Source organism: Nosocomiicoccus sp. HMSC059G07 (assembly GCF_001815515.1).
Taxonomy (GTDB): domain Bacteria; phylum Bacillota; class Bacilli; order Staphylococcales; family Salinicoccaceae; genus Nosocomiicoccus; species Nosocomiicoccus ampullae_A.
Map to the genome: position 1 here is coordinate 16211 of NZ_KV820865.1, position 22936 is coordinate 39146.

At 35.6% G+C, this 22936-nt stretch carries 25 protein-coding genes and 1 other annotated feature; of the genes, 24 read left to right on the forward strand and 1 reads right to left on the reverse strand.

Annotated elements, in window-relative coordinates:
• The 9 genes from HMPREF3029_RS09475 to HMPREF3029_RS06875 form a co-directional block, all read left to right on the forward strand.
• The coding region (locus tag HMPREF3029_RS09475) for an SbcC/MukB-like Walker B domain-containing protein (protein ID WP_305778326.1) at positions 1–1081 on the forward strand (1081 nt) is incomplete at its 5' end.
• 68 nt (positions 1082–1149) lie between these two features.
• Positions 1150–1761 (forward strand): SCO family protein, encoded by a 612-nt coding sequence (locus HMPREF3029_RS06840; protein WP_070710245.1) that lies wholly within the window; start codon positions 1150–1152, stop codon positions 1759–1761.
• Positions 1762–1868: 107 nt separating this feature from the next.
• Positions 1869–2432 (forward strand): TetR/AcrR family transcriptional regulator, encoded by a 564-nt coding sequence (locus HMPREF3029_RS06845; protein WP_070710246.1) that lies wholly within the window; start codon positions 1869–1871, stop codon positions 2430–2432.
• A 59-nt stretch (positions 2433–2491) separates the two neighbouring features.
• Positions 2492–2830 carry a DMT family transporter gene (locus tag HMPREF3029_RS06850; protein WP_070710247.1) on the forward strand — a complete coding sequence of 113 codons (339 nt, stop codon included), beginning with the start codon at positions 2492–2494 and terminating at the stop codon, positions 2828–2830.
• Positions 2830–3144, forward strand: coding sequence for a DMT family transporter (locus HMPREF3029_RS06855; protein WP_070710248.1), 315 nt, complete (start codon positions 2830–2832; stop codon positions 3142–3144). Before HMPREF3029_RS06850 ends, HMPREF3029_RS06855 begins: the two co-directional genes overlap by 1 nt.
• Positions 3145–4005: 861 nt before the next feature.
• Positions 4006–4701, forward strand: a complete 696-nt coding sequence (locus tag HMPREF3029_RS09745) for a prepilin peptidase (protein ID WP_371327387.1) — start codon at positions 4006–4008, stop codon at positions 4699–4701.
• Positions 4698–5381: a RadC family protein gene (radC, locus tag HMPREF3029_RS06865; RefSeq protein WP_144265436.1), complete on the forward strand. Its 684-nt coding sequence runs from the start codon at positions 4698–4700 to the stop codon at positions 5379–5381. The genes HMPREF3029_RS09745 and radC overlap by 4 nt, the downstream gene beginning before the upstream one ends.
• Positions 5382–5488: 107 nt before the next feature.
• The gene (locus HMPREF3029_RS06870) at positions 5489–6037 is read left to right on the forward strand and encodes a GNAT family N-acetyltransferase (protein WP_070710249.1); all 549 of its coding nucleotides are present in this window, start codon (positions 5489–5491) and stop codon (positions 6035–6037) included.
• Between the two features lie 85 nt (positions 6038–6122).
• Positions 6123–6614, forward strand: coding sequence for a dihydrofolate reductase (locus tag HMPREF3029_RS06875; RefSeq protein WP_070710250.1), 492 nt, complete (start codon positions 6123–6125; stop codon positions 6612–6614).
• A gap of 55 nt (positions 6615–6669) precedes the next feature.
• Here HMPREF3029_RS06875 and HMPREF3029_RS06880 read toward each other — a convergent pair whose 3' ends face one another.
• On the reverse strand, positions 6670–7266 hold the full coding sequence (locus HMPREF3029_RS06880; protein WP_070710251.1) for a hypothetical protein: 597 nt from the start codon (positions 7264–7266) through the stop codon (positions 6670–6672).
• A gap of 335 nt (positions 7267–7601) precedes the next feature.
• Between HMPREF3029_RS06880 and mreC the strand changes: the two genes are divergently transcribed.
• The 15 genes from mreC to HMPREF3029_RS06955 all read left to right on the forward strand — a co-directional run bounded on the left by mreC (position 7602) and on the right by HMPREF3029_RS06955 (position 22935).
• On the forward strand, positions 7602–8429 hold the full coding sequence (gene mreC / locus HMPREF3029_RS06885) for a rod shape-determining protein MreC (protein ID WP_246830710.1): 828 nt from the start codon (positions 7602–7604) through the stop codon (positions 8427–8429).
• A gap of 2 nt (positions 8430–8431) precedes the next feature.
• Entirely contained in the window at positions 8432–8953 is a 522-nt protein-coding gene (gene mreD, locus HMPREF3029_RS06890; protein ID WP_070710252.1) for a rod shape-determining protein MreD, read from the forward strand.
• 51 nt (positions 8954–9004) lie between these two features.
• Positions 9005–9077, forward strand: a sequence feature (ribosomal protein L21 leader region).
• Positions 9078–9088: 11 nt separating this feature from the next.
• Complete coding sequence (gene rplU / locus HMPREF3029_RS06895; RefSeq protein ID WP_068128146.1) at positions 9089–9397, forward strand: 50S ribosomal protein L21; 309 nt, start codon at positions 9089–9091, stop codon at positions 9395–9397.
• The gene (locus tag HMPREF3029_RS06900) at positions 9397–9720 is read left to right on the forward strand and encodes a ribosomal-processing cysteine protease Prp (RefSeq protein WP_070710253.1); all 324 of its coding nucleotides are present in this window, start codon (positions 9397–9399) and stop codon (positions 9718–9720) included. The genes rplU and HMPREF3029_RS06900 overlap by 1 nt, the downstream gene beginning before the upstream one ends.
• A complete protein-coding gene (gene rpmA / locus HMPREF3029_RS06905) occupies positions 9721–10005 on the forward strand; it encodes a 50S ribosomal protein L27 (protein ID WP_040928799.1) in 285 nt (94 codons plus the stop codon).
• Between the two features lie 81 nt (positions 10006–10086).
• Positions 10087–11367 (forward strand): GTPase ObgE, encoded by a 1281-nt coding sequence (gene obgE / locus HMPREF3029_RS06910; RefSeq protein WP_070710254.1) that lies wholly within the window; start codon positions 10087–10089, stop codon positions 11365–11367.
• An 8-nt stretch (positions 11368–11375) separates the two neighbouring features.
• Entirely contained in the window at positions 11376–11969 is a 594-nt protein-coding gene (gene ruvA / locus HMPREF3029_RS06915; protein WP_070623915.1) for a Holliday junction branch migration protein RuvA, read from the forward strand.
• A gap of 17 nt (positions 11970–11986) precedes the next feature.
• Positions 11987–13000 carry a Holliday junction branch migration DNA helicase RuvB gene (ruvB, locus tag HMPREF3029_RS06920; protein ID WP_040928796.1) on the forward strand — a complete coding sequence of 338 codons (1014 nt, stop codon included), beginning with the start codon at positions 11987–11989 and terminating at the stop codon, positions 12998–13000.
• Positions 12997–14019, forward strand: a complete 1023-nt coding sequence (gene queA, locus HMPREF3029_RS06925) for a tRNA preQ1(34) S-adenosylmethionine ribosyltransferase-isomerase QueA (protein ID WP_070710255.1) — start codon at positions 12997–12999, stop codon at positions 14017–14019. Before ruvB ends, queA begins: the two co-directional genes overlap by 4 nt.
• Before the next feature lie 7 nt (positions 14020–14026).
• A complete protein-coding gene (tgt, locus tag HMPREF3029_RS06930; protein ID WP_070456342.1) occupies positions 14027–15175 on the forward strand; it encodes a tRNA guanosine(34) transglycosylase Tgt in 1149 nt (382 codons plus the stop codon).
• Positions 15176–15189: 14 nt separating this feature from the next.
• Positions 15190–15447, forward strand: coding sequence for a preprotein translocase subunit YajC (yajC, locus tag HMPREF3029_RS06935; protein WP_068128162.1), 258 nt, complete (start codon positions 15190–15192; stop codon positions 15445–15447).
• 104 nt (positions 15448–15551) lie between these two features.
• Positions 15552–17831: a protein translocase subunit SecDF gene (gene secDF / locus HMPREF3029_RS06940; protein WP_083302103.1), complete on the forward strand. Its 2280-nt coding sequence runs from the start codon at positions 15552–15554 to the stop codon at positions 17829–17831.
• Between the two features lie 47 nt (positions 17832–17878).
• A complete protein-coding gene (gene recJ / locus HMPREF3029_RS06945; protein ID WP_070710256.1) occupies positions 17879–20125 on the forward strand; it encodes a single-stranded-DNA-specific exonuclease RecJ in 2247 nt (748 codons plus the stop codon).
• Between the two features lie 68 nt (positions 20126–20193).
• Positions 20194–20712, forward strand: coding sequence for an adenine phosphoribosyltransferase (locus HMPREF3029_RS06950; RefSeq protein WP_068128169.1), 519 nt, complete (start codon positions 20194–20196; stop codon positions 20710–20712).
• 63 nt (positions 20713–20775) lie between these two features.
• Positions 20776–22935: a RelA/SpoT family protein gene (locus HMPREF3029_RS06955; protein WP_070710257.1), complete on the forward strand. Its 2160-nt coding sequence runs from the start codon at positions 20776–20778 to the stop codon at positions 22933–22935.
• Position 22936: the final 1 nt, after the last annotated feature.

The window sequence follows — 22936 nt, forward strand, 5'->3', positions numbered from 1 at the left end:
AAATGATTATACAGCGTTAGAAGAGAAAATCACTCTACTAACGGATTCTGTTAATCTTCATGAGCGTTCGTTAAAAGAAGCAGAGTCTAAACGACAAAACATCGAATTAAACATCGCCAAATTACACACAGAGTTATCATCAGTCAAAGATAATATTGAATCGTTTCACCGTGATTTAAATGAATATACACCAAAAGTTGAATCATTTTTAAACACTTATGACACAGTAGACCGAACAAATATTGAAGCGTATTTTAAAATCGATGATGAAGCGTTACAGCAAACAGTCGATACGTTTTACAGTAAAGTGCGCGAGCTAGAAATAAAATCAAACACGTTAAAAGAATCTCTCACAAGTTTTGAAGCAATCGATGTCACTTTAAAAGAAAAAAAGTTAAAAGAGTTAGAAGAGCAAAAGAGAGAGCTACAACGCGTTATTACAGAGACTGAATATCAATTAAATAGTGACGAGGCATTAATAGAAAAATTAACGGATTCTATCAACACATATAACGAAGACGAGAAACGCGTTCGCGAGCTCGAAGTCTTAGCAAAAATTATAAACGGTAATAGTGAAGGTAGAAATTCAACCCATCCAACATTGTCACGATTTGTGCTGATTCATTATTTAGAATTGATTTTAGTTTATGCTAATAGAAGACTCACAGAAATGACGAATGGCCGTTATGAATTGCGACGAAAAGATACGTTTAATGCGGCAGACGCGCTCATCATCGACGTATTTGATCACTTTAACAACGAAACGAGAAATATCGCGACACTTTCAGGTGGAGAAACGTTCCAAGCAAGTCTCGCTCTCAGTTTATCGCTCTCTGAAGTCATTCAACATGAAGCGGGTAGCATTAACATGGATATGCTCTTAATCGACGAAGGGTTTGGAACATTAGATGAAGAAACACTTAACACTGCGATTAACACGTTAGTCGACCTTCAAACGAAAGGAAAGATGGTCGGAATTATATCACACGTTGAGGCATTAAAAACACGACTTCAAAACATTATATATGTAGAAACAGAAAACGAAAGAAGTATGACAAATATTGTAACTTATTTGTCATAAAGGCAATTTGATATAAAAAGGTTATGTGAGATAATCAAGTTATATAGAACATATTGAGGAGGATAATCGTGAAGCGATTACTATTACTCGTTTTACTATCAAGTATTGTTTTATCTGCATGCTCTAAAGGTGGAGAAGTAGACGTAAGCAGTCGATACGGCAATACGATGGATGACTTTGAAGTCGTTGACCAAAACGATGAAACATTTACAAAAGCGGACATGGATGGAAAAGTATACTTAGTAGACTTTATTTTTACAAACTGTACGACAGTATGTCCACCGATGACACATAACATGACGTCTGTCGTAGAAGACCTTGAAAAAGACGGTGTAGAAAACTATGCAATTTTAAGTTTTTCAGTGGATCCAAAAAGAGATACACCAGAAGTGTTAAGAGAATATATTGATATGTATCATATTAATGATTTAAACGCAGATTGGACATTCGTTACAGGGTATGACTATGAATTTATACGTAAATTCTCAGAGAAAAACTTTAAAACAATCGTCGCTCCACCACCAGAAGGTAGTGACCAAATTACACACGGTACATCATTTTATCTCGTCGATGAAAACGGGAAAATCATCAAAGACTACTCAGGTGTAGATAGTGGAGACAAGCGTTTCCCTAAAGAAGAAATCGTCAGTGACGTTAAGAAGTTAACAAAAAATCTATAGACCCTAAACCACTAAGAGTAATCTTAGTGGTTTTTTATCTTCTAAAATTAGAAAATTTGTGTTACGATATATGAATGACAATCAGTCATTTTTAGGAGGTGTGTCACTTGAACAAAGAGGAAAGAATTATCGAGTCTTCAATCGAAGTCTTTTTAGAAAAAGGAATCGAGAAAGCAACGGTGTCTGAAATCGTAAAGAAAGCAGAGATCGCACAGGGTACGTTTTACTTATATTTCGATTCAAAACTATCCGTCATGCCTAAAATTGCTGAAGTGATGGTTGAGAAAATATTAGAAGAACTCTCACAAAATGTTACTGGAGAGTCAATTGAAGAAGAAATAAAATCGGTGATCGACACGATTTTTAATATAACAAAAGAATACAAATCACTGACAACACTCATCTATTCAGGACTTACTCAAACACAGTACGTCGGAAATTGGGAAAAAATATACGCACCACTTTATGATTTTATAGAACAATTACTAATTCCACGTAAAAATAACGGTGAAATTAGAGAAACGGTAAACACAGCATTTATATCAAAAATTTTAATCGGCTCGATCGAATCATTGGCTGAACAGATGTATTTATATGATGAAGCAAGTGAAGAAAATGTAATTGAATATAAAGAAGAGTTATTTACTTTTATTTTAAAAGGATTAAAATAGAATTTAATTTTATTTTATAATGACTGATAGTCATTCATTTTATTTAGAAAGGGAATTTTATGAATAAAGCATGGATATATGTCTTTTTAACGAGTTTTCTCGAACTCGTTTGGATATACGGATTTAACGTTGCGACCACGTGGTGGCACTGGTTAATACTATTACCAATTATCATCTTAGATTTTTTAATTTTATCAAAAGCTTGTGAATCATTACCAACAGGAACAGTATATGCAGTATTCGCTGCAGCAGGTACAGTCGGTACAGCATTAATGGACATCTATTTCTTCGATGAACATTTAACACTCGCGAAAATATTCTTCATCGTAATATTAGTACTCGGAGTCATCGCACTTAATCTAACAGACGATACAAACAAAAAGGAGGTCACTGAATAATGGGTTGGATATACGTATTTTTAGCAGCAATACTAGAACTCGTTGGAGTTATCGGTTTAAACGGGTTTAGTAAACAAAAATCAATAAAAAACTTTCTCCTATTCTTCGGTGGATTCGGAGGAGCATTCGCAACACTATACCAAGCGTTTAACTATCTACCAGTCAGCGTCGCGTACGCAGTATGGATCGGAATCGGCACAGCCGCTGCAGTCGCGGTAAACATGATATTTTACGGAGAATCAAAGAGCCCGGGACGAGTGCTGAGTTTAGTAGTCATTATCCTCGGTGTAGTAGGGTTAAAAGCGGTGAGTTAGTGGGGAGTTCGGGTAATACTCTCTGGATTTCGTGCTCTTTATCATTTAAAGTGTCTTATGACAACTTCTTGAAAATTTAATTAACAAAAATATCACGATTCTGTTAGATATATGGATATATTTAACATATTTCTCATTTTTGTGCCTGTTTTTGTTAGATAAAACAATATATTTAACATATTTCGCTGGAGATGATCACTTTTTGTTAAATAAATGATTATATCTAACAAAAAGTCGATCCAAGGAGCAAAATATGTAAATAAGAAGAATAAAAACCTTTAAAAATCAAAGAAAAAGAAGTGTTTTAAGTGCAGTAATGATAATTGTTGGAATAGTTGGATGAAAAGCACTGAATTAGTCGGAGTGTTGCAGGAATGCCCTCTGGATTTCGTGTCCTTTATCATTTAAAGTGTCTTATAACAACTTCTTATGAATTTAATTAACAAAAATATCGCGATTCTGTTAGATATATGGATATATTTAACAGATTTCACAATTTTGGAGTTATTTTTGTTAGATAAAACAATATATTTAACATATTTTTTTGGAGATAATCACTTTTTGTTAAATAAATGATTATATCTAACAAAAATTCGTTCCTAGGAGCAAAATATGTAAATAAGAAGAATAAAAATCTTCATAATGAAGCGCTCTAAAGTGTTAGAGCGCTTTTTTCTAATTTTATCTATAAAACTTACGATTATTCAAGTACTGCAGGATTTTCCTGACAGTTTTTTAAATACTGTAGAGATAAAAAGCTATTTTTCAAAAATTGCAATTTTACAATCTTGAACGTATGGAATATAGTTAGGGCAACATTTTGGAGGTGGTCGTATTCTTTTATTATTAATAACTGGAGGGATACTCGCTTCATTTATATTTGTTGTGTTAGAGGAAAAGAGTTTTAACTTTAAGTTTTTATTCAGAAGAAGTAAGTGTAATCATTGCAATCATACGATAGATGCTGTTGCACTCATACCGATCTTTGGATATATATTGTCGAGGGGCAGATGTAATAAGTGCCACAGATATATACCTTTTATTTATGTGTGTTCAGAAGTTGTACTTGCACTGCTCTTTATAGTTCCAAGTTTAGTTTACATACAGTTTAGAGATTTTTCACTTTATTACTTATTGATTGTATTTCTAGCACCTCTTGCGTTATACGATTTTAAGCATTATAAAATACCTAATTTTACGTTAGTTATACTTTTAACAACAGGTCTCTATGTAACGAGATTTAATTATGTAGATGTAATAGACGATCTGATTATTATAACTTTAGCTCATGTTATTTATATTCTGTTTGATAAAAAAATCGGCTATGGAGATATAAAGTTACTGTCTGTGATAACTTTAATCACTCCTACGTTGTTATTTAGTTTTATCTTGTTATTTTCATTTATAGTCGGTGGGTTTTACGTGATTATTATGGAGATTATAAAGAATTCAGATAATCGTAAAATACCGTATGTACCTTTTGTAGCCACGAGTACGATTCTCACTTTTATTATTTATGATGATTTATCAACTATATATTTTGGAGGTTTCTTATGAACGATTTAATGATTAAAGAAATGATGTCTTCTGATAAACCGAGAGAACGATTAAAAATATACGGCGCTGATAATTTAACGAATCGAGAACTTTTAGCAATCATTATAAACACAGGTAGTCGGAATGAGAGCAGCTTAACACTCGCAGATAATGTGTTAAAGAATTTAAAGAAAATCAGCGATTTAAGAGATGTTACGTATCAGGAGCTGACTAAGATTAATGGTATCGGTGAAGCTAAAGCGATAAAAATATTGGCAGTGATTGAACTTGCTATAAGAATGCATAGTCATAGCTTAGAAGATGATGTATTCATTCATTCTCCAGATGACGTATCGAAACTTTTAATGGAGAAAATGAGATATTTCCAACAAGAACATTTTGTCGTCTTATATTTATCGACTAAATATAAAGTGATTCATCAAGAAACAGTATTTAAAGGATCACTTAATACAACGGTAGTTCATCCACGAGAAATTTTTAAAGAAGCGGTCAAAAGAAGTGCGGCAGCTTTTATATGTGTCCACAATCATCCGAGTGGAGACCCAACACCTTCTAGTGAAGATATTGAAGTAAGTAAACGACTTAAAATGAGTAGTGAACTCATTGGTATCGACTTTTTAGATCACATTATCATTGGTAATGGTAAATACATTAGCCTGAAAGAGATGGATTGTTTTTAATCCAGTAATGATTACATAGGGGTTTCTGACTCACTATTCTTTAATATTTTATGTTAAAATTACAGAACATTAATTTTATACATAATAACTATTGAGGTGGTGTTCCTATGTTTACACATAAAGTTGACGATGATATTTCTTTGAAGTTGGTGGATCATCGTGATGCGGACGCTATTTTTGAGTTGACGGTTAAGTCACGTGATTATCTGAAAGAGTGGTTACCGTGGCCTATTTTTATTAAAAAAGTAGATGATACGAAAGATTTTATTAAGTCTTCGATGCAAAATTTTGTCGATAATAAGAGCATGGTGACTGTTATTTTATTTAAAGGTGAAGTCGCTGGTATAGCGAGTTTTAACTCGTTTGACTGGACAAGTCGTATTGGTCAAATCGGTTATTTTCTTGGCGAGGAGTTTCAAGGGCATGGTATTATGACAAAAGTTGTTCGAGCATTAATGGATATTGGTTTTACAGAGTTTCGTTTAAATAAAATAGAAATAAGAGTTGCAACTGAAAATTTTAAAAGTCGTAAAATTCCTGAAAGACTCGGATTTACTGAAGAGGGAATTTTAAGACAAGTCCAGTGGTTATATGATCACTACGTCGACCATGTGGTTTATGGGATATTAAAAGATGAGTGGGTGGACTTAAATTAACATTTATAATTAATAAAAAAGCACTTGTTTTTAATTTTTGAATAAGAGGGTATAAGAGTACAAAAACATAGAATGAGGTGACTCTATGCTTGCTTATGTATATGCTGAAGATAAAAATGGCCTAATTGGTAAAGGAGACAGACTACCGTGGAGTCTTCCTGCAGATGTAAAGTTTTTTAAAGAAGTAACGATGCAAGGAGACGTCGTCATGGGCCGCGCGACTTATGAGTCAATACCGAATCGTCCGTTAAATGGTCGACGTAATATCGTGTTAACTCATAATCCAGATTATGAAGCACCTGGTGCGATTGTCGTTAATAGTAAAAAAGAAGTTTTAGAGTTATATGAAAAGTACGCTGAAGATTTTTATATTATCGGCGGTGTAAGCTTATTTAAAATCTTTGAAGACGATGTTGATTATTTATACCGTACGGTAATTCATGACGAATTCGATGGTAACGTATATTTTCCTGATGACTTTGATTACAATGAATTTGAACTTGAAAAGTCTTGGGACGGTAATGTAGATGAAAAGAACAAGCATCCCCATACTTTTGAAATATGGAAAAGAAAATAGAGTGATTAGAATTAAAAACCCCTAGAGTTTCGATATTCAAACTCTAGGGATTTTTTTACATTAATAGTAGCACTAGCGTTGACGCAATGAGGTGATTTATCATCGTCCATGTAAAGAATGGATACGTGCCATTATGAAGTTTTAACATTTTATTTGTGTTAAATACAAGTACAAGTGTTAAGACGAATTCAGTAAAGCCGTCCATATTTAATGTTAAGTTCATTTGGAAATATGCGATATACATCGCAATTGCGTTAAATAGTGCTGTCCCTGCGATCATATATTCTTTTAAGAGTACATTGATGATAATCGTTAATACTGAAACGATCAGTCCAAATAATATTAAGTTTGGAATGACAAACGTTAAATTACTACCGTATCTCGCATAGTCTGGCATAGATGGTGCGATGACGATTGAACCGATGATGAAAAATAAAATGACAAACCAAATGTTGTTAAAGTGTCTGCGCATTTGTGGACCGTAGTTTAAGACGAACGAATATATTTTTGTATTCACTTCTTGACCGTTAATTTCTGCTTTATCATCTTTTACATTGACCATAGGCTGTTCTTTCTTTTTAAATAGGAAAGCATGGTATGCAAAATATATTTGTGTGATGATGAGTACAATGATGAAAGTTTTTAGTGTCATGCTTAGCCTCCGTTTTATATTACGATTACTAGTGTATCGGTTTATGTACATTATTACAAAATAAAACCCACTAAATTGGCGATTTAGTGGGTCTTTGACGTAGACGTTCTAAGTCTACATTTAACAGATAATAATATGATATCTAGCACTTAGGCGTGCTATCGGTGAGTGACATTTGCTAGGCACTGTCGTTCTCTATGTCTAATATATTCTCATTATATTTTAATGTTTAGAGAAATGCAAGTTTATCTCGAATTTTATTTAATATAAACTTTTAAACGCATATATTTTACAATTAGATATGGTAAAATAATGATAATTATGGGGGTGGAGTTTTGAAGTTTTTTAATAAGAATAAAATGATTACGATTGTCTTTTCAGTCATCCTCCTTATTTTATTAATAGGATTTTCTATATCTGATCGTACACATACGACAAAGGCGGAGATGTTCGTTGGAGATGCGACAGCTACGACACAAAAAGTAATGAAAACTCCGTTTAACTTATTAGGTTTTATATTCGGACCGTCAAAAAACGAAAAAGAACTTGAGGCTAAGTTAGATATGTTACCGCAACTTGAAGCGGATTTAAAACGCCTTGAAGAAGAAAATGAAAAATTAAAAGAAGCACTCGATGTATCTTCTAAAATCGACTATGAAACAATTAATGCACGTGTAATTTCACGTTCGCCAGATCAATGGTTAAATAGTTTTACTATCGATAAGGGAACGAAGCACGGTGTATCTGAAGGTATGGCCGTTATGACGCCAAAAGGTCTGATTGGTGTCGTAAAACGTGCGAATGGAAGTTCAAGTTTTGTTGAAATGATTACGACAGACGCTGCAAAGAAAAACATTTCTGTTGAAATACATAACGGAGATAAGCGACATTATGGTACGATTCAAAGTTATGATGAAAATGGAAATACGTTACTCGTCGGTAATATCGTGAACGACGGTAAAATTAAAGAAGGATCAAAAGTATATACATCCGGTTTAACGGGTATTTTCCCAGAAGGGATTATCGTCGGTGAAGTTGTCGATTCGGTCAACGACCGATATGGCCTAAGCAAAAATGCAAGTGTTAAAATGGACAGCGATATTAATGAACTCGACATGATATTCGTCATTAAACGTGAGCCTGAAACTGTAGGTGAGGAATAACGATGCGTTCAATTTTTTTATTTATCGGATTCTTTACTGTATTGTTTTTAGATTTTAGTTTTGCTTCAGTGAGTCCGTTCTCACTGTTAGGTTCTGACGTTTATTTTGTACCGAAGTTATTATTTATGATGTTATTACTCGTATCGATTTACTTCGGGCGATCATATAGCATATTTTTTAGTATCGTATTCGGAGTCATTTTAGATTTATACACAGGTTCAATTTACGGCATTCATTTATTTGGATTTGTCGCATTTGTATTATTTATGCATTCGGCATTTAGAGTATTCTATAGAGATATGATAGGGCTATTCTTTGTCGTTATCGTCAATACGTTTTTATTTGATTTTTATATATACGGAATATACAGAGTAGTTGGGTATATAGATTTACCACTGTTTGATTATATTGCGTTACGTGCAGTGCCGAGTTTATTATTAAACGCATTACTATATATACCACTTCTCATCTTTGTACTCGTTTTAAGAAAAATAAGAAAAAATGTATTCACAAAACATGCATAAAAAGATTGACTCGAGTAGTTAGTATGTGTATACTTTAGAAGTTGATGAATTTGTAAACATCAACCGCTCAGAACAGGTTTAAGTGATTATTTAATCCACCTATATGGCGTGTCTTATAATTAGGAGGTGTAAAGTATGTTTGCTATCATCGAAACAGGCGGTAAACAAGTTAAAGTAGAAGAAGGTCAAACAATCTTCGTTGAAAAGCTTGACGCTAATGAAGGTGACACAGTTACTTTTGATCGCGTACTTTTAGTTGGTGGAGACGACGTTAAAGTCGGTGCGCCAATCGTTGAAGGTGCTACAGTAACTGCGAAAGTTGAACAACAAGGCCGTGGCAAGAAAATCCACGTCGTTAAGTTCAAACGTAGAAAGAACTACTTACGTAAACAAGGTCATCGTCAGCCATTCACAAAAGTTACAATCGAAAAGATTGATGCGTAATGGTTCATGTTGAAGCCAAGTTGAAAGATGACGTTGTTAAAAGCATAGAAATGTCTGGCCATGCCGATTATGGAGAACATGGACAAGATATCGTTTGTGCTGGAGCGTCTAGTGTAGTATTCGGAAACACGAATGCGATATTTCAATTGACAGATGTCGAACCGGTGTTAGATATCAATAATGATGGTGGGTATTTCTTTTTAGAAGTAAAAGAATACGACCAATCTGTAGATCTAATACTTAAAACGATGATTATATCACTCGAAACTATAGAACAATCGTATAAAGACTATATTAAGGTAACTAAAAGTGAGGTGGACTGAATGTTTAAATTAACATTAGACTTACAATTTTTCGCATCGAAAAAAGGGGTAGGATCTACTAGAAACGGTCGTGACTCTCACGCGAAACGTCTTGGTGCGAAACGCCAAGATGGCCAATTTGTAACAGGTGGTTCAATTTTATTCCGTCAACGCGGAACTAAAATTCATCCAGGTGTAAACGTTGGTAGAGGTGGAGACGACACATTATTTGCTAAAGTAGATGGAGTCGTAAGATTTGAGCGCGTTGGACGTAACAAAAAACGCGTATCTGTTTACGAAGCGTAATAAAACAGGCATCAGCGATTCGCTGATGCTTTTTTTTATGTCAGTATATTATGTATAATAGATAAGAATGGAGGTGTCGGTATGTTTGCAGATTATGCGAAGATCTATGTAAAAGCAGGAAACGGTGGTAATGGAATCGTTGCGTACCGAAGAGAAAAATATGAACCTATGGGTGGCCCAGCAGGTGGAGACGGTGGTAACGGTGCAGACATCGTTATGGAAGTCGACGAAGGGCTTAATACGTTAATGGACTTTAAATATCGGCGTCACTTTAAAGCAGAGCACGGTGAATCTGGTATGAGTTCAAATAAACACGGTAAAAGTCGTGAACCGATGATTTTAAAAGTACCACCAGGTACAGTAGTTAAAAATGCTGAAACTGAAGAAGTCATTGCAGATTTAACGACACATACTCAGCGTGCAGTCATCGCAAAAGGTGGTCGTGGTGGACGAGGGAACTCTCGTTTTGTATCGAGTAGAAATACAGCACCAGATTTTGCTGAAGGTGGAGAACCAGGAGAAGAGTTCGACCTTATATTAGAATTAAAGTTAATGGCGGACGTCGGTTTAGTAGGATTTCCAAGTGTTGGAAAGTCGACGTTATTAAGTCGTGTATCTCGCGCGACACCTAAAATTGCGTCATATCCATTTACAACGATTCAACCGAATTTAGGTGTTGTAATCGTTAGAGATAAGTCATTTGTTATGGCGGACTTACCAGGGTTAATTGAAGGTGCAGCTGAGGGAACAGGTCTTGGAATACAGTTTTTAAGACACGTCGAACGTACTAAAGTTCTCGTACACGTCATCGACATCGCAGAAACAGAGTATAGAAATGCGGTGGAAGACTATAAAATCATTCGCAATGAATTAAAAGAATACAACGAGAAATTATTAAAACGACCAGAAATTATCGCTTTAAATAAAATCGAAGTACTTCAAGATAGAGAAAATATTGAACGATTTAAACGTGAAGTCGAGACGGATTCTAAAATTGTTGAAATTTCAGCAGTGACTGGAGAAGGTATTCAAGCGTTAAACGATTTAATTATCGAAACGTTAGAAAATTATGTCCCTGAAGAGGAAGAAGAAACAATAGACCAAGACGTGCGCGTCGTGTATCGACATGAAAAACAAGAAGCACCGTTTGAAATTAAACGCGGTATGGACGGAACATTTGAAATTCACGGTAAAGAAATCGAAACGCTATTTATACGTACAGACTTCTCGCGTGACGCAGCAGTCAGAAGATTTGCTCGCCAAATGCGTTCGATGGGTATCGATGACGCGTTAAGAGAAAAAGGCGTACAATCTGGAGATGTCGTTAGAATTAAAGACTTTGAATTTGAATTTATTGAATAGGTGAAAATATGTATCAGTATATTAAAGGCACGCTCACAGAAATTCATGCGAATTATGTGACACTGGAAACAGCTGGTATTGGGTATTTAATCGTTGCTGCAAATCCTTATCATTTTGAAAAGTATTTAAATCAAGAGACGCGTATTTACGTTGAACAAATCGTTCGTGAAGATAGTCTCACGCTATATGGGTTTAGCAGTATAAGTGAAAAGGAAATGTTTCAGTCGCTATTAAAAGTGACTGGAATAGGACCAAAAAGTGCGCTCGCAATTCTCGCGACGTCAACACCGTCTGAAGTCGTAAATGCGATTGAAAACGAAGATCAAAAGTATTTACAAAAATTCCCTGGTATAGGTAAGAAGACCTCTCAACAAATCATTTTAGATTTAAAAGGGAAGTTAAAAGCAGACTTTAAAGCTGAGGTAAAACTACAGCAATCAACGCGTTCAAACGACGTCATTGTAGAGGAAGCACTTGAAACATTAAAAGCACTCGGATACAGCAAACGTGAGTTAAAATCGTTAGAAAAATATTTATCGAAGCAAGAACTCACAACTGTCGAAGATGCAGTGAAATTAAGTTTAAGACATATCGTTGAATAGAACAGGAGACGATAATCATGGACGATAGAATTTTAGATCAGTCGCTAATAGAAGGTGAAGCGAGAGAAGAACTCTCGCTTCGCCCGTTATATTTATCACAATATATCGGTCAAGATACGATTAAAAGGAATTTACAAATTTTTATAGATGCGGCAAAGATGCGTGAGGAACCACTCGATCACGTTATTTTACATGGTCCACCGGGGCTTGGTAAAACTACGTTATCAAATATTATCGCGCATGAAATGAACGTAAATATACGAACGACTGCAGGTCCTGCAATTGAACGTGCGGGAGATTTAGCGGCGATTTTATCGAGCTTAGAACCTGGAGATGTTTTATTTATCGATGAAATTCACAGGCTCCCGCGTATCGTCGAAGAAATTTTATATTCTGCGATGGAAGATTATTTTATTGACGTTGTCATCGGTCAAGGAGATGAAGCGAGAAGTATTCGTATTGACTTACCACCATTTACGTTAGTCGGTGCAACGACGCGTTTTGGGAGTTTATCCGCACCGCTTAGAGACCGTTTCGGAATACAATTACGATTAGAATACTACTCAAACGACGCATTACAAACGATTGTTGAACGTACCGCGGATATTTTTGACGTGAAAATCGATGAAACGTCTGCATACGAACTCGCGAGAAGAAGTCGCGGAACTCCGCGTATTGCGAACCGCTTATTAAGACGCGTTCGTGATTTCTCAATGGTGAAAGGTGAAGCGTCGATTTCACTAGAAACGACGAATGATGCACTACGCGTTTTAGAAGTCGATGAAGAAGGACTCGATCCGATCGACCATAAAGTCATGACGACAATTATCGATACGTATGGCGGAGGTCCTGTCGGTTTAGAAACAGTCGCTGTATCAATTGGCGAAGAGGTCGTGACGTTAATCGATGTATACGAACCGTATTTAATCCAACGTGGATTTTTACAACGTACACCAAGAGGTCGTGAAGCGACAGCAAAAAGTTATGACTATTTTAAACGACACAAACATATAGAGGATAATGAATCATGAAATTAACCGATTTTGATTTTCACTTACCAGAATCACTCATCGCACAACATCCGCTTAAAAATCGTACGGATTCTAAGTTATTAGTGTTAGATAGAGAGACTGGTGAAATGGAAGATCGTCATTTTTATAATATAATCGATTATTTAAAAAAAGATGACGTTCTCGTATTAAATAATACACGCGTACTACCTGCGAGACTCCACGGACATAAAAAAGACAGTGGCGGTCACGTTGAAATGTTATTACTTAATCCTGAAACGAATGGATATAAAGTACTCATTAAACCTGCGAGACGTGTGCATGTTGGAACGGAAATAGTGTTTGGTGACGGTGAACTAACAGCAACTCCGTTAGAAAAGCATGACAACGGTATTTATATCGTAAAACTTCAATATGATGGTATTTTAGAAGAAGTGTTAGATGGACTTGGTGAAATGCCACTTCCACCATACATTAAAGCACAATTAGAAGATAACGAAAGATATCAAACTGTATTTTCAAAACATAGCGGAAGTGCAGCTGCACCGACTGCTGGGCTTCACTTTACGACTGAGTTACTTAGTCAAATAAAAGAAAAAGGTGTAGATATCGTCTACATTACGCTTCACGTTGGACTTGGTACATTTCGACCAGTCGCAGTAGAAAACGTTGAAGAGCATGATATGCATAGCGAATTTTATTCAATTGAAAAATCTACTGCTAAAAGACTGAACGAAGCAAAAGAAAAGGGCCATCGTATTATTAGTGTTGGCACAACGTCGACGCGTACGTTAGAAGCGAATTTTAGAACGTATAAAAAATTCGTAGCAACGAGTGATTGGACGGATATATTTATTTATCCAGGTCAAGATATATTATCTGTAGACGGTCTTATTACAAATTTCCATTTACCGAAATCGACATTATTAATGCTCGTAAGTACGGTTTCTACACGAGAAAATATTTTAAAAGCATACAATCATGCGTTAGAAAAAGAGTATCGCTTCTTTAGTTTTGGCGATGCGATGTTAATCATTTAGAGGTGAAATTATGGCAATACGATATGAACACGTTCATACGTGTAAACAGTCTGGTGCACGTGCTGGGCGTTTACATACGCCGCACGGCATTATTGAAACACCAATATTTATGCCTGTCGGGACACTCGCAACAGTAAAAGGGATGTCACCAGAAGAATTATTAGAAATGGGTAGTCAGATTATTTTATCAAATACATATCACTTATGGTTAAGACCAGGCAGTGATCTCGTACGAGAAGCGGGTGGGCTTCATAATTTTATGAACTGGCAAAAACCGATTTTAACAGACTCTGGTGGATTCCAAGTATTTAGTTTATCGAACATTCGTACAATCGAAGAAGAAGGCGTACACTTTAGAAGTCATTTAGACGGTTCAAAGTTATTTTTAACGCCTGAAAAGGCAATGGATATTCAGCACGATTTAGGTGCAGATATTATTATGTCATTTGATGAATGTGCACCAATTCCAGCAACTCGTGAATACGTTAAAGATTCGTTAGAACGTACGACACGATGGGCAGAGCGTGGGTTAAATTACCATGTGAAATCTGGAAACGATAAAAAACAAGCGTTATTTGGAATCGTTCAAGGTGGAGAATATAGCGATTTAAGAAAGCAAAGTGCGAGAGAAATTACGTCGTTAGATTTTCCTGGATATTCTATCGGCGGATTATCTGTCGGAGAACCAAAACCATTAATGTATGAAATGTTAGAAGAAACGGTCCCGTTATTACCGTTTGATAAGCCGAGATATTTAATGGGTGTTGGTTCACCAGATGCGTTAATTGAAGGAGTCATTCGTGGTATCGATATGTTTGACTGTGTATTACCGACACGAATCGCACGAAATGGTACGACGATGACGAGTCAAGGACGTCTCGTCGTTAAAAATCAAAAATATAGCCGTGATTTTAGTCCGCTCGATCCAAATTGTGATTGTTATACGTGCCGTAATTATACGCGTGCTTATATCAGGCACTTATTTAAAGCAAATGAAATGTTCGGTGCTAGACTTACGACTTATCATAACTTACATTTTCTGTTAAACTTGATGAGTGACGTTCGTCAAGCAATATTAAATGACAGTCTTTTAGATTTTAAAGAATATTTCTTTGAAACATACGGACTTAATAAAGAAAATGCTAAAAACTTTTAAGAGGAGGGAATCACGTGGATTTACTAGTAACTTTACTACCATTTATCGCAATTTTTGCTGTGATGTATTTTTTAATGATTCGTCCAGCACAAAAGCGTCAAAAACAAATTAATGAAATGCAAGCGGGTTTACAAAAAGGTGATGAAGTTGTAACAATCGGTGGCCTTACAGGTGTCGTTGAATCTTTCGATGCGAACTACATGTATTTAAAAGTCGATGAAGGCACAACTTTAAAATTTGAACGCCGTGCGTTACACCAAGTAACTAAGTAATTGAAAGTCGACAAATGTCGGCTTTTTTTAATTTATATTTAGTTTTAACCAAATTATCGTTATAATGTATATATTAATTTACATAACATAAAAAGGGTGACACTGTGAAAAAGAAACCAAGTAGAATTATAAGTATGTTACTCATCGTCGTACTTTTAGGTACAGCGATTGGGCTTACTTATAAAGACATAGTTAAAGACGTTAACTTAGGTTTAGACCTTCAAGGTGGATTTGAGGTACTTTACCAAGTTGAGCCACTAGAAAAAGACGATACGATTGAACAAAAAGATGTCGAAGCGACAGCTTCAACACTAGATTCACGTGTAAACGTACTCGGTGTATCTGAACCGAACATTCAAATAGAAGAAGGAAATCGTATCCGAGTACAACTTGCCGGAGTTGAAAACCAACAAGAAGCACGTGAGTTACTTTCAACGCAAGCAGAACTTACAATTCGTGACGTTGAAGATAATGTTTTACTATCCGGTAAAGATTTAGTACAAGGTGGGGCGAGTCAAGGGTATGACGATTTAAACCAACCGATCGTATCTTTAAAATTAAAAGATGCAAGTAAGTTCCATGAAATAACAAAAGAAATTTCTGAAAAACAGAAAGGAGCAAATCTTTTAGTTATTTGGATGGACTTTGAAGAAGGCGTCGACTCTTTCGTTGAAGAAGCCAAAAAAGAAGATTCTAAATATATTTCAGCAGCTTCAGTGGATAAGCCAATTAACTCAACAGAAGTAATGATTTCTGGAGGGTTTGGTGATAAAGAAGGGTTACAACGTGCTCAAAATATTGCAGCATTACTAAACTCTGGTGCGTTACCTGTTAAGTTAACTGAAATTTATTCGACAAGTGTCGGCGCACAGTTTGGTGAAGAGGCGCTCGATAAAACTGTAACAGCAGGTTTAATCGGTGTCGCAATCGTACTCATTTATATGCTTATTTTCTATAGAGTACCAGGACTCATTGCGTCAGTTACACTCGTCGTGTACATTTACTTAACGCTCGTAATGTTTAACTTAATTAGCGGTGTGTTAACACTCCCTGGTATTGCAGCGTTAATATTAGGGGTCGGTATGGCCGTTGACGCAAATATTATTTTATATGAACGTATAAAAGAAGAAATACGAATCGGACGAAGTATTAAAGAATCGTATAAAAAAGGTGCGAATCAGTCATTATGGACAATTATTGACGCGAACTTAACGACGTTAATCGCTGCGATTATTTTATTCATATTCGGTACGTCTAGCGTTAAAGGATTTGCGACGATGCTCTTACTATCTATTTTAATGAGTTTCGTTACAGCAGTATTCTTAACTCGCGTACTGATGCGTTTACTCGTTTCATCTGGCTGGATGGACAACAAACCGCAGTTATTCGGTTTAAAGAAAAAGCATATCCATAACATTCGTGAAGGTGTTAACGTTCAAGAACTAACGACTGTTTGGGATGGACTAAAATTTGCAGAACATGCGAAGAAATTCTTCCTATTAAGTGGTCTCATTATCGTAGCAGGAATCGCTATTTTATCAATATATAGACTGAACCTCGGAATCGACTTTACGAGTGGTACACGTGCAGATATTGTCGCTGAGTCTAATACGACAGAACAGTCTGTAAGAGATGATTTAGTTGAACTTGGACTAGAGCCAGAAAGTTTAACGAAGTCAGGGGATAAGACAGTTGTTGCGCGCTACTCAAAAGATTTAGATAAAAACCAAATTGCAGAGTTACAATCGTTCTTTGAAGAGAAGTACGGCGAAACTCCGATGACGAGTACAGTGAGTCCAGTCGTTGGACAAGAGCTCGTTAAAAACGCAATTAAAGCATTACTTATAGCGTCAGTTGCGATTATTATATACGTAACGATTCGTTTTGAATGGCGTATGGGATTACCGGCTGTTCTTGCGTTACTGCATGACGTATTTGTAATGATTGCGGTATTCAGTTTCTTTAGATTAGAAGTCGATATTACATTTATTGCCGCAGTACTGACAATCGTCGGTTACTCAATTAACGATACGATTGTTACGTTAGACCGTATTCGTGAAAACAATAAAAAGATGAAAGTATATCATAGTGAAGACGATATTAATCGCCTCATCAATACGTCATTAAGACAAACGATGACACGTTCATTAAACACAGTAATTACTGTAATCATCGTCGTTGTTTTCCTCGTATTTATGGGAAGCGAATCGATCTTTACGTTCTCAGTTGCGTTACTCGTTGGTTTAATTAGTGGTGTATACTCATCTCTATTTATCGCAATTCAATTATGGGGTGTTCTTAAAAAGAGACAACTTCGTAAAAATGGTGGTAAACTAGTTGTATACGAAGAAAAACGTAGTAATGACGATAAAGTATTAGTATAAAATAACGTCTAGGCAAATCGCCTAGACGTTTTTTAAAGGATGATTATATGTACGAGTCAACATATCATTGGATTTTAAATGAAAATGAATCGTCTATTACAGACGAACTTATCGAACGATATAAATTAAGTGAACTCAGTCAACATATTTTAGAAAATCGTGGGTTCACATCTGAAGATGATTTAAAGAAAATATTAGAACCAGAAACACATTCACCGTCACTCATATATGATATCGACAAAGCGACAGAGTTAATCCAGGAGCATGTTAACAATCAAAGTCGAATTTTAATATACGGGGACTATGATGCGGATGGAATTACGAGTACGACGATTCTTTATAAAGCGTTAAAAAAACGAAATATAAACGTGTATTTCTTTATCCCAAATCGTGTCGATCACGGTTATGGTTTAAATTATGATTTATTAAAAGAAGAAGTCATCGGGAATTTTGACTTAGTAATTACAGTTGATAATGGGGTCACACATATTAAAGAAATTGAATTACTAAGAGAGAATGATATAGACGTCATCGTCATCGATCACCATGAATTTAGTGAGGAAATGCCAAATGCAGTTATCATTCACCCGAATCATTCAAATGGAAATTATCCATGTAACAACTTAGCCGGGGTCGGTATTACTTATAAAGTGATTGAAGCGCTAGGATACGTTGAAGATGAATTTATTGGCCTTGTTGCGATCGGAACGATTGCAGATATGGTGCCGATGTTTGATGAGAATCGATATTTTGTCATTCATGGGTTAGATTATTTAAACAGTCATACGAATATTGGTGTAAAAGCACTGTTGAATGCCGCGAAATCTTCAGGTGAAATTACCGAAGAGACGGTCGGTTTTACGATTGCACCGCGTTTAAATGCAACGGGTCGTATAGACGAAGCGAGTATATCAGTATCTCTCTTACTTTCAGAAAGTTATAGTGAAGCGGAAATGATAGCTACAGAAATAGAGATGTTAAATGATACTAGAAAGCAAATGGTTGAGGATACGTACGCTGAAGCGTTAGAGTTTTTAAATGCTGACGATAACATTCACGTCATTTACGGTGATTTATGGCATCCTGGTGTGTTAGGAATCGTTGCTTCTAAAATAGTTGAAGCATACGGTGTACCGGCAATTTTACTGACAAAAGATGAAGATGTATACACTGGAAGTGCGCGTTCAATTAATACGATAGAACTACTTCAAGAATTATCACATTTAAAAGTGTCTCATGTTGCACACGGACATAATCAAGCGTTTGGTATTAAAGTACCAATAGAATCCATGGACGATTTTAAAGATGAATTAACAGCGTACATGAACGACAAAGGATCTTCATCAAAACCGACTAGAGATGTTGATTTAAAGCTAACGAACAAGAACGTTACGACAGATGATATTAAGGCATTAAATGCATTGCGACCGTTTGGACATGGATTTTTAGCACCAACAGTCATGATAAGTGGCGCACGAATTGATTCGATTCGCCAGCTCGGAGTTGATAACAAGCATTTAAAAATGACGCTTTACGATTATAGTTTTGAAGTCATCGGATTTAACTACGGGGAATTATACAACGAGACATCTCAAGGCGAGAAAATTTACATGATTGGAACGCTCGGTATCAACGAGTTTAACGGTGTAGAAAAAGTTCAACTCGTATTAAATGACGCTGAAATTAAAGATATGCAGCTATTTGATATGCGTTCAAAAAACAATCAAAACTTTAAACGTATTAATAAAAAGAGTGATATTTTCTTTATCGCTGAAGATAAAGAAAAGCTCGGTGATAACTATTTCCATTACGGTGAGACGATTATTTATAACGTTGACCAAGTGATTTTTAGAGATTTGCCAATTTCTATACAAAATTTTGAAGCATCAGTGAAGCAATTAAAAACTTCAAAACTCGTCGCTATTTTTGATGATAAAGATAATTTATTCTTTAGTGGGATTCCTAAAGTTCAAACGATTGAACATGTGTATGAAACGATTATTAATGCTGAAAATGGTGCGATTGACTTAAAAAAATATGCACCACAATTTGCAAAAAAACATAATATTACTATGGATATGCTCGTCAAAGTATTAAATGTTTTAGATGATTTAAATCGTGTTAAATTAAATGAAGGCGTCATTTTTTACAATGAGGATTTAACGTCTGATCTCGTCGTCATCGAATCGAAATATTTTAAACAACTTAGTGAAAAGTTAAATGCGGAGACGATTTTAAAAATGTCCTCGAGACCAGAGTTAAAAACATATATTGAAACGCTAATAAACGAATAAAAACGATGTGTATACGTATGAATTATGTTAAAATAATAGTATTAAATGTAAAGGTGCGAGATTATTAAATGAATTTACGACAGTATGTTTCTGAAGTAGAAAACTGGCCAAAACCTGGCGTACAGTTTAAAGATATTACGACTATTATGGATAACGGTGAAGCATTTGGCTACGCGGTAGATCAAATTGCTAAATTCGCTGAAGATAAAGACGTCGATATTATCGTTGGACCGGAAGCACGAGGATTTATTATCGGATGTCCAGTTGCTTATAAGTTAGGTATTGGCTTTGCGCCAGTGCGTAAACCAAATAAGCTACCGAGAGAAACGATCTCTTATGAGTATGATTTAGAATACGGTACAAACACACTTGAAATTCATAAAGATGCAATTAAAAAAGGTCAACGTGTGTTAATTACAGATGACTTACTTGCTACTGGTGGAACGATTGAAGCGGCGATTCATCTTGTTGAAGAGCTCGGTGGTATCGTAGTCGGACTCGCGTTTTTAATCGAGTTAAACTATTTAAATGGTCGAGATAAAATTAAAGACTATGAAATTATCTCATTATTAGAATATAATGAATGATAATTATAGTGCCTGAGCAATCAGGCACTTTTACATAACAAGACTTTTAAAGGAAGTGAGATCATGAGTGATAAAGAATACCCATATATTGCTGAAGATGTATTTAATTTATGTAGTGCATATATGAATGATGATGAGTTAAATATGGTTAAAGATGCTTATGATCTTGCTGAAAAAGCTCATGATGGTCAATTTAGAAAAAATGGATTGCCGTATATTTTACATCCAGTTCAAGTTGCAGGTATTTTAGCAGAGTTAAAGCTCGATGTAGCGACGATTGTCGCAGGATTTTTACACGACGTTGTAGAAGATACGCCGTATACTCATGAAGATTTAGTAAATATGTTCAATGAAGAAGTTGCGGTAATTGTTGATGGTGTAACGAAGTTAGAAAAAGTAAAGTACCGTTCACTAGAAGAGCAACAAGCAGAAAACCATAGAAAACTGTTCGTTGCAATTGCAAAAGATGTTCGAGTAATTTTAGTAAAGCTCGCAGATAGACTGCACAATATGCGTACGTTAAAAGCGATGCCTGAAGAAAAACAAATTCGTATTTCTAAAGAAACACTTGAAATTTACGCACCGATTGCGAACCGACTCGGGATTTCGAGTATTAAATGGGAATTAGAAGATATCTCATTACGCTATATCGATCCAAGTGCATATTTTAGAATCGTTAGTTATATGAAAAAGAAACGTAGTGAACGTGAAGTTATCATTAACAAAGCGATTGAACAAATCGAAAGTGAATTATCAAAATCACATATTAAAAATAGTTTATCTGGTCGCGCAAAACATATCTATAGTATTTACCGTAAAATGGAAGACCAACATAAACAATTTGACCAAATTTTTGATTTACTCGCTGTACGCGTACTCGTCGATGATATTAGAGACTGTTATGCAGTACTTGGTATTATCCATACGATTTGGAAGCCGGTACCTGGTCGTTTTAAAGACTATATCGCAATGCCGAAACAAAATATGTATCAGTCACTACATACGACAGTCGTCGGTCCAAACGGGGATCCGCTTGAAATACAAATTCGAACGTTTGAAATGCACGAAATCGCAGAGCACGGGGTCGCTGCACACTGGGCATATAAAGAAGGTCAAAAGTTAAGTGCACCGACGAATAACTGGGTAAAAGAAATTGTCGATAATGAATCGTCTTATACAGATGCTGAAGAATTTATGGATGCATTAAAGAGCGATATGTTATCTGATAAGATCTATGTATTTACACCGAATGGTGACGTCGTCGAGTTACCACAAGGTGCAGTGCCGATTGATTTTGCGTATTCTGTACACTCAGAAGTCGGAAATCAGATGGTCGGAGCAAAAGTAAACGGTAAAATTGTACCGATTGATTTTACGTTAAATACTGGTGATATCGTCGAAATTCGTACGAGCAAACAGTCATACGGACCAAGTTTAGACTGGTTAAATCTCGTAAAGTCATCGAGCTCTAAAAATAAAATACGAGCGTTCTTTAAAAAGCAAGACCGTGAACAAAACGTTGAAAAAGGTCGCCTACAAGTTGAAGAAGAAATTAAGTTAAACGGTTTTAAACTAGAAGAAGCATTAACTGAAAAAACAGTCGCTCAAGTGTTAGAGCGTTATAATTTAAATCAAATCGATGATCTATATGCAATGGTTGGATATGGTGGTGTAACACCACAGCAAATCGTGAACCGTTTGACGAGTCATTTAAAACAAAAAGATACGTCACCTGTTCTTGAAGTAGAACGTAAAAAAGACTTTAAACAAACGACTTCAGAGTCTGGAGTAATTGTTGAAGGATTAGACGGTATGCTCGTGAGCCTTGCAAAATGTTGTAACCCGGTTCCAGGAGATGACATCGTCGGCTATATAACAAAAGGTCACGGTGTAAAAGTTCACGTCAAAAGTTGTGCGAACATTCAAAATGAAACAGAACGTTTAATCGACGTTTCATGGGTCGGAAGTATCGAAGACAAAGCACGTTATAAAGTGAATTTAGAAATCCACGGATTCGATCGTAATGGTTTAGTCAATGAAATATTAAACCTCGTGTCAAGTGAGAAAGTTCCGATTACTCAAGTGAGTGGCCAAACGAATGCGAGTAACCATGCGAAAGTGAATATTTCGATTATGGTTCAATCTAAACCAGATTTACATCGTATCGTCGATAAAATTAAAAATTTAAAAGATATTTATAGTGTTGAGCGCGTGTTTAAATGAG

Coding starts and splice junctions, on each gene's coding strand:
- HMPREF3029_RS06850 (WP_070710247.1), top strand. CDS start 2,492: ATGAATAAAGCATGGATATATGTCTTTTTAACGAGTTTTCTCGAACTC.
- HMPREF3029_RS06855 (WP_070710248.1), top strand. CDS start 2,830: ATGGGTTGGATATACGTATTTTTAGCAGCAATACTAGAACTCGTTGGA.
- radC (WP_144265436.1), top strand. CDS start 4,698: ATGAACGATTTAATGATTAAAGAAATGATGTCTTCTGATAAACCGAGA.
- HMPREF3029_RS06870 (WP_070710249.1), top strand. CDS start 5,489: ATGTTTACACATAAAGTTGACGATGATATTTCTTTGAAGTTGGTGGAT.
- HMPREF3029_RS06875 (WP_070710250.1), top strand. CDS start 6,123: ATGCTTGCTTATGTATATGCTGAAGATAAAAATGGCCTAATTGGTAAA.
- HMPREF3029_RS06880 (WP_070710251.1), bottom strand. CDS start 7,266: ATGACACTAAAAACTTTCATCATTGTACTCATCATCACACAAATATAT.
- mreD (WP_070710252.1), top strand. CDS start 8,432: ATGCGTTCAATTTTTTTATTTATCGGATTCTTTACTGTATTGTTTTTA.
- rplU (WP_068128146.1), top strand. CDS start 9,089: ATGTTTGCTATCATCGAAACAGGCGGTAAACAAGTTAAAGTAGAAGAA.
- HMPREF3029_RS06900 (WP_070710253.1), top strand. CDS start 9,397: ATGGTTCATGTTGAAGCCAAGTTGAAAGATGACGTTGTTAAAAGCATA.
- rpmA (WP_040928799.1), top strand. CDS start 9,721: ATGTTTAAATTAACATTAGACTTACAATTTTTCGCATCGAAAAAAGGG.
- obgE (WP_070710254.1), top strand. CDS start 10,087: ATGTTTGCAGATTATGCGAAGATCTATGTAAAAGCAGGAAACGGTGGT.
- ruvA (WP_070623915.1), top strand. CDS start 11,376: ATGTATCAGTATATTAAAGGCACGCTCACAGAAATTCATGCGAATTAT.
- ruvB (WP_040928796.1), top strand. CDS start 11,987: ATGGACGATAGAATTTTAGATCAGTCGCTAATAGAAGGTGAAGCGAGA.
- queA (WP_070710255.1), top strand. CDS start 12,997: ATGAAATTAACCGATTTTGATTTTCACTTACCAGAATCACTCATCGCA.
- recJ (WP_070710256.1), top strand. CDS start 17,879: ATGTACGAGTCAACATATCATTGGATTTTAAATGAAAATGAATCGTCT.
- HMPREF3029_RS06950 (WP_068128169.1), top strand. CDS start 20,194: ATGAATTTACGACAGTATGTTTCTGAAGTAGAAAACTGGCCAAAACCT.
- HMPREF3029_RS06955 (WP_070710257.1), top strand. CDS start 20,776: ATGAGTGATAAAGAATACCCATATATTGCTGAAGATGTATTTAATTTA.